Origin of the sequence: Pseudactinotalea sp. (assembly GCF_048594945.1) — a bacterium.
Classification (GTDB): domain Bacteria; phylum Actinomycetota; class Actinomycetes; order Actinomycetales; family Beutenbergiaceae; genus Pseudactinotalea.
On record NZ_JBMDXJ010000443.1, the window covers coordinates 1 to 6797 of the forward strand.

A 6797-nucleotide genomic window follows, 5' to 3' on the forward strand; every position below is an offset into this window, starting at 1 on the left:
CGGGGTGGCGTCGGACTTCGAGGTCACCGCGAGCACGTCTACCACGAACACCATCGTGTCGGTGCCGTCGGCCTGAGCAGGCGGCACCACGAGCAGCACCCTCGACCCCACAGCCGCATCGACCAGCCCCTCCTGCAGGCCCGGGATGCGATCCACGAGCGGGATCGTGACCGGGACCGACCCGGGACCCCACGTGCTCTCCAGCACCTCGCCGGAGGACCATGCCATCTGCACGTACCGCACCGTGACCGACTCACCCGACTGGACCTGCTGCCCCTCGCCACGTATCAGCTGAGCGATCGTCAGCGAGTTCGGCGGGTCGCCGTCAGGGAGCGTGACCGTGGGCGTTCCGTCCTCGGCGACCGTGGTCTGGGGCAGCTCGGACGGGACCTCGAGGACGCTGCCGACCGCCTCGGTGTGGAGGATGTCGTAGACGATCACCACCGGGTCCGGCACCGTCATCGAACCCGGTTCCAGGCGCAGCAGCCGGCTGCCCTCGGTGCGCCCGATCAGCTCGTCGTAGAGCGGTCCGGCCTCGTCCTCGGTGAGCTGCAGGATCCGAGGTTCGGAGCCGTAGGAGTCCTCGACCACATCGCCGGTGATCGCGTCGAGGGCGATATAGGCGAGCATCACGGCGTCGTCCTCGGCGAGCTCGGCCCCCTCCCCCGTGACCAGCTCCTCGGTCACGATGTCCTGGATCTGCAGCGGCGTCTCGAGGCTGATCACCGGCCGTCGCCCCACGTCTCCGGCCACGGCGACACCCGCGGTCGGGTCCGGTGGGGGCTGTTCCTGGCGGCATCCGCCGAGCACGGCGACCACGAGCACGATCAGCAGCACCGCGAGGGCGCGCAGCGGTGTGCGCGGGCTGGTCACGGGCATGGTCTCCGATCCTAAGGGAACCCAGCGGTTCCGTCGGGCGCGTCGGGAGCGGTCAGCGCCCGGCCAACGGCTCACCGAGCGGCCCGCTGGGCTCGCCCGAGTCGAGCCCGGCGATCAGGCGGTCCACCCGCGGGTCACTGCTGCGGAACGGGTCCTTGCAGAGCACGGTGCGGCCGGCCTGGTCGTTGACCTTGAGGTGCACCCAGTCCACGGTGAAGTCGCGGCGCCGCGCCGTGGCCGCGCGGACGAACTCACCGCGCAGCTTGGCTCGCGTGGTCTGCGGTGGGACATCCACGGCCGTGGCGATCGCTCCGTCGTCCACGACGGTGGCGGCCAGCCCTCGTTGCTGCATCCGCGCGAACAGCCCGTCCGTGGGTGAGATGTCGTGGTACGCCAGGTCGAGCCGCCGGATGCGCGGGTCCGAGAGTGGCACGTCGTGACCGGCGCGGTAACGGTCGATCAGCCGCTTCTTGATCACCCAGTCCAACTCGGTCTCGACGGCGGTGAGGTCACCGGTCGCGAGAGCGTCCAGACCGCGCTGCCACAGGTCGAGCACCCACGCGTCGTGCTGCCCGCTCTCGTCGGCCGCGTCCACGAAGTCACGCGCGCGCTCGAGGTAGGAGCGCTGCATGTCCAGAGCACTGAGGCGTTCGCCCCGGGCGAGCGGCACCGCGGTGGTCGCGGTGAGGTCGTGGCTGATCTCACGGATTGCCCGAACTGGGTTCTCGAGCGTGTAGTCGCGGAACGTGGCGCCTGCCTCGAGCATCCGCAGGATCAGGTCCGTCATCCCGACCTTGAGCATCGTGGTGGTCTGCGACATCGAGGAGTCACCCGAGATCACGTGAAGGCGCCGGTACTCTTCGGCGTCGGCGTGCGGCTCGTCCCGTGTGTTGATGATCGGGCGCGATCGCGTGGTCGCGGAGCTGGTCGCCTCCCATAGATGGTCGGCGCGCTGGGAGAACGTGTACTGCGGTCCCCGTGAGGTCACCAGCACGTGCCCGGCTCCCGTGAGGATCTGCCGGGTGATCAGGAACGGCACCAGTACCTCGGCGGTGCGGGCGAAGTCCGACCGGCGGCGGATCAGATAGTTCTCGTGGCAGCCGTAGGAGTTGCCGGCCGAGTCCAGGTTGTTCTTGAAGAGATGGATCTTCCCGACCACACCATCGGCGTCCAATCGGGCCTGGGCGTCGGCGACCAGCCCCTGCAGGATCCGCTCGCCGGCCTTGTCGTGCGCGACGAGTTGGGCGAGGTCATCACACTCCGCCGTCGCGTACTCGGGGTGCGATCCGACGTCGAGATACAGCCGCGACCCGTTGGCGAGGAACACGTTGCTCGACCGCCCCCATGCCACCACCTTGCGGAACAGGTAGCGAGCGACCTCCTCGGCCGAGAGCCCCCTGCCCTCGGGTGCCGCACAGGTGACCCCGAACTCGGTCTCGAGCCCGAAGATGCGTCGGATCACCCTGCTTCCGTCAACAACGAGGCGAGCGCATCGCCGTCGAGCCGCCTGAAGGCGCGGCGCGTGCGGGTGCGGTCGAGGACCGCGGCCTCGAGGGCGGCAGGCTCGATCGGGCGCACCGAGGAGTCCTCGGCGGTGCCGAGCGCGGTCACGGCGAGTGTCAGCGCCTCGGCGAGCGTCAACCCTGGCCGCCAGCCCTCTTCCACGATCCGCCCCAGCCGTTCGGCGTCACCGCCCATCACCACATGACCGGGCTCGTCGGTGACCGAGCCGTCGTAGGAGAGCCGGTAGATCTGGTCCTCGGCCTGCGTGACGCCCACCTCGGTCACGGCGAGCTCGACCTCCAGCGGCTTCGACTCGGTGGTGAACACCGCGCCGAGGGTCTGCGCGTAGGCATTGGCCAGGCCGCGCGCCGTGACGTCGATGCGGTCGTAGGAGTAGCCGCGCATGTCGGCGTACCGCACCCCCGCCACCCGCAGGTTCTCGAACTCGTTGTACTTGCCCACCGCGGCGAACGCGATCCGGTCGTAGATCTCGCTGATCTTGTGCAGTGCGCGGGAGGGGTTCTCGGTCGCGAAGGCGATGCCGCCCTCGTACCCCAGCACGACGACGGAGCGACCTCGGGCGATGCCCTTACGTGCGAAGTCGGCCCGGTCCTTCATCAGCTGTTCGGGCGAGACGTAGAAGGCCTGGGTCATTCGGGGTCCCCGCAGACTTGTTCGGAGGAGCGAAGCGGAGGAGAAGAAGTCTGTGGAGTGATCATGACGCACCTCCACGCTCGGGCCGGGCTTGCCGTTGCGCCACGATCGCCTCGGTGTGCTGAGCGAGCTCCTCAGGCGCGATCTGTTCATACCCCTGCGCGTTCACGCGGGCGACGATCGGGTAGATGCCACGCACCGCGTCTGGCCCGCCGGTCGCGGCGTCGTCGTCGGCCGCATCCACCAGCGCGTGCAGAGCGACCTCGACCGCGCGGTCGGCTGGCAATCCGTGACTCCACAGCTTCTTGAGCGATCCGCGTGCGAACACCGAGCCGGATCCGACGCTGTGGTGGTCCTGCTCCTCGTAGCGGCCACCGACCACGTCGTAGGAGAACAGCCGACCGATCTCACGCTGCAGGTCATACCCACCGAACAGCGGGATCGCCGCGAGTCCCTGGATCGCCAGCCCGAGGTTGGACCGCACCATGGTGGCGAGCCGGTTCGCCTTGCCCTCGAGCGAGAGCAGCGAGCCCTCGATCTTCTCGAAGTGCTCCAGCTCGAGCTGGAACAGCCGCACGAGCTCGACGGCGAGCCCAGCGGTCCCCGCGATCCCGATGGCCGAGTAGTCGTCGGCGGGAAAGACCTTCTCGATCTGCCGGTGCGCGATCGTGGTGCCCATGGTCGCGCGGCGGTCGCCGGCCATCACGATGCCATCGGCGTAGGTGAGCGCCACGATCGTGGTGGCGTGGGGGCTCACGCCCGCGAGCGCCTCGTTGCCCACCAGGTCACGACGCTGGCCCGGCAGCAGCTCGGGTGCGTAGGAGGCGAGGAAGTCGGTGAACGAGGCGCTCCCCGGCGTGGTGAAGGCGGCCGGCAGCCTGCCACTGGGCTCGATCCGGCTCACTGTCCACCCTTCTGGACGAAACCACGCACGAAGGTCTCCGCGTTGGTCTCGAGCACGTCGTCGATCTCGGCGAGCAGTGAGTCGACCTCCTGCTCGTTCGCGGACGCGGCTGCCGGCTTGGGCGGCGGCGGGGTCTCGTCCTCGGGCGGGTCGGGGTTGCGACGGTTCTCGAACTGCTGCGACGACACGCTGGCTCCTCCTGGTGTGTTGCCTCGGTCGATCCTACGTGGCCGGGGAGGTCAACGCCGTCAGCAGCGAGGCTGCGTCCGCGTGCGCCGCCAGCAGTGCCCCCACGTGCGCCTCGGTGCCTCGGTACGGGTCGGGCATCGGCACTCGCTGCAGGTGCCGCTGCCCGCTCACGTCGAACACCACGGCGTCCCAGTTCGCCGACGCGATCGCTTCCGGGTACCGACGGATGCACTCGCCGCGGAAGTACGCGCGGGTGTCGGTGGGCGCGTGCGCGATCGCCCGTTCCACTTCCTCCTGCGTGACGATGGTCTCGACCGCGCCTGCGGCTGCCAGCTTGCGGTAGACGCTGCGCTCGGGCCGCAGGTCGGCCCACTGCAGGTCGAGCGCGGCCAGGCGCGGGTGGTCCCATCCGATCTGGTCCCGCCGCCGCATGCCGTCGAGCACGCGCAGCTTGGCCAGCCATTCGACCTCCCTCGCGCAGCTGGACGGGTCGGTCTCGAGCCGGTCGAGCAGGTCGATCCATCGATCGACGACGGCGGTGCTGGCCTCGTCGGGCTCCTCGCCCTCGGAGGTCCCCACCTCGAGCGCGGTGGCGACGGATTCGGCGTAGGCACGTTGCACCTGCAGCGCCGTGATGGTGCGACCGTCGGCGAGCTCCAGCGGCTCGGACAGCGTGAGGTCGTGGCTCACCTGGTGCGCCGCGCCCACCGGGTCGGCGAGCGCAAGCGCCGCCAACCGATCCGGCACGCCGGTCCGTTCGAGCAGCCACAGCACCAGCGAGGTGGTGCCGAGCTTGAGGTAAGTGGCGACTTCGAGCAGGTTGGCGTCGCCGACGATCACGTGCAGCCGCCGGAACCGCTCGGAGTCCGCGTGGGGTTCGTCGCGAGTGTTGATGATCGGGCGCCGCAACGTGGTCTCGAGCCCCACTTCGGCCTCGAGGTAGTCCGCGCGCTGGGTGAGCTGGAACCCAGGGCGCTCGCCACGCTGCCCGAGGCCCACCCGGCCGGCGCCGGCGAAGACCGGGCGAGTGACGAGGAACGGTGTCAGCATCGTGACGATGTCGCCGAACGGCACCTCCCGCTGCACCAGGTAGTTCTCGTGCGTGCCGTAGCTGGCGCCCTTGCCGTCGGCGTTGTTCTTGTACAGCGCCACCTCGGGCATGCCGGGGATCTGGGCGAGCAGGCGCGAGGACCGAAGCAGGATCTCGTCTCCGGCCCGGTCCCACACCACGGCGTCCCGCGGGTTGGTCACCTCGGGCCCGGAGTACTCGGGGTGGGCGTGGTCCACGTAGTAGCGGGCGCCGTTGGGAAGGATGACGTTGGAGACCACGCCCTGGTCGGCGCCGGGCTCGGGGGCGGGCCGGCGCCGCTCTGTGATGCCCCACTCCCCCTCGGGTGCCGGGATTGTCTCGTCGTCGGTGAGCAGGCTCGGGTGGGCGGCGCTGCGGTCGAGTCGCCAGCCGCGTGCGTCGCGCAGCGGGTCCTCGTCGGCGTAGTCCCACCGCGCTCGTGCTCCCCCGGCGACCCCCTCCGCCGCATAGGCGGTGACCACCTGCGCGCTCAGCAGCATCGGGTTGGCGGCCGGGTCACGTACTCCGAGGATCCCGTACTCGGTCTCGATCCCCATGATCCGTCGCACACTCACCGAACCACCCTAGATCTGCCCTGGGGCGGCCTGACTACAGGTACTGGCCAGTCTGGGAGACGTTCTCGATCGTGCGGCCGGCCTCGGGCGTGCCCTTGTGCTGCACGATCGTGCGGATGAACACGATCCGCTCGCCCTTCTTGCCGGACACGCGGGCCCAGTCGTCGGGGTTGGTGGTGTTCGGCAGATCCTCGTTCTCGTGGAACTCGGCCAGGCAGGCATCGAGCATGTGCTCGACGCGGATGCCGCGCGTCCCGGTCGCGAGCAGATCCTTGATCGCGTTCTTCTTTGCTCGATCCACGATGTTCGCGATCATCGCGCCGGAGCTGAAGTCCTTGAAGTACAGGATCTCCTTGTCGCCGCTGGCATAGGTGACCTCGAGGAACTCGTTCTCGTCGCCCTCGGCGTACATCCGCCCGACCACCCGCTCGATCATGCCGTCCACGGCGGCCTGCGCGTCGCCGTCGTGCTCGGCGAGGTCGTCGGGGTGGATCGGCAGGTCGGGGGTGAGGTACTTGGCGAAGATGTCGCGCGCCGACTCGGCGTCGGGTCGCTCGATCTTGATCTTCACATCGAGGCGTCCCGGCCGCAGGATGGCGGGGTCGATCATGTCCTCGCGGTTGGAGGCACCGATGACGATGACGTTCTCCAGGCGCTCCACGCCGTCGATCTCGCTGAGCAGCTGGGGCACGATCGTGGTCTCGACGTCGGAGCTCACCCCGGTTCCTCGAGTCCGGAACAGCGACTCCATCTCGTCGAAGAACACCACCACCGGGATGCCCTGCTGCGCCTTCTCGCGGGCGCGGGAGAAGATCAGCCGGATGTGCCGCTCGGTCTCACCGACGAACTTGTTGAGGAGCTCGGGACCCTTGATGTTGAGGAAATACGATCGAGGGGGACCTTGGGCCTCCGCGGCGCTCTCTGTCTCACCGCGCTTGGCCAGCGCGGTCGCGGCGAGCGAGGTGGCGACGGCCTTGGCGAACAGCGACTTGCCGCACCCAGGTGGGCCGTAAAGCAGCCGCCC

At 69.4% G+C, this 6797-nt stretch carries 7 protein-coding genes; all 7 read right to left on the reverse strand.

Going from position 1 to position 6797, the window contains the following annotated elements; all coding sequences use genetic code 11:
* The coding region (locus ACOJSN_RS20150; RefSeq protein WP_420114266.1) for an FKBP-type peptidyl-prolyl cis-trans isomerase at positions 1-879 on the reverse strand (879 nt) is incomplete at its 3' end.
* A gap of 52 nt (positions 880-931) precedes the next feature.
* Positions 932-2341: a Pup--protein ligase gene (gene pafA, locus ACOJSN_RS20155; protein ID WP_420114267.1), complete on the reverse strand. Its 1410-nt coding sequence runs from the start codon at positions 2339-2341 to the stop codon at positions 932-934.
* Positions 2338-3036 carry a proteasome subunit alpha gene (gene prcA, locus ACOJSN_RS20160; RefSeq protein WP_420114268.1) on the reverse strand — a complete coding sequence of 233 codons (699 nt, stop codon included), beginning with the start codon at positions 3034-3036 and terminating at the stop codon, positions 2338-2340. Before prcA ends, pafA begins: the two co-directional genes overlap by 4 nt.
* A 61-nt stretch (positions 3037-3097) precedes the next feature.
* Positions 3098-3940, reverse strand: coding sequence for a proteasome subunit beta (gene prcB / locus ACOJSN_RS20165; protein ID WP_420114269.1), 843 nt, complete (start codon positions 3938-3940; stop codon positions 3098-3100).
* On the reverse strand, positions 3937-4128 hold the full coding sequence (locus ACOJSN_RS20170) for a ubiquitin-like protein Pup (RefSeq protein WP_420114270.1): 192 nt from the start codon (positions 4126-4128) through the stop codon (positions 3937-3939). Before ACOJSN_RS20170 ends, prcB begins: the two co-directional genes overlap by 4 nt.
* A 34-nt stretch (positions 4129-4162) precedes the next feature.
* Positions 4163-5773, reverse strand: coding sequence for a depupylase/deamidase Dop (gene dop / locus ACOJSN_RS20175; protein ID WP_420114271.1), 1611 nt, complete (start codon positions 5771-5773; stop codon positions 4163-4165).
* Between the two features lie 34 nt (positions 5774-5807).
* Positions 5808-6797, reverse strand: a 990-nt coding sequence (gene arc, locus ACOJSN_RS20180; RefSeq protein ID WP_420114272.1) for a proteasome ATPase, incomplete at its 5' end; no start/stop codon positions are given.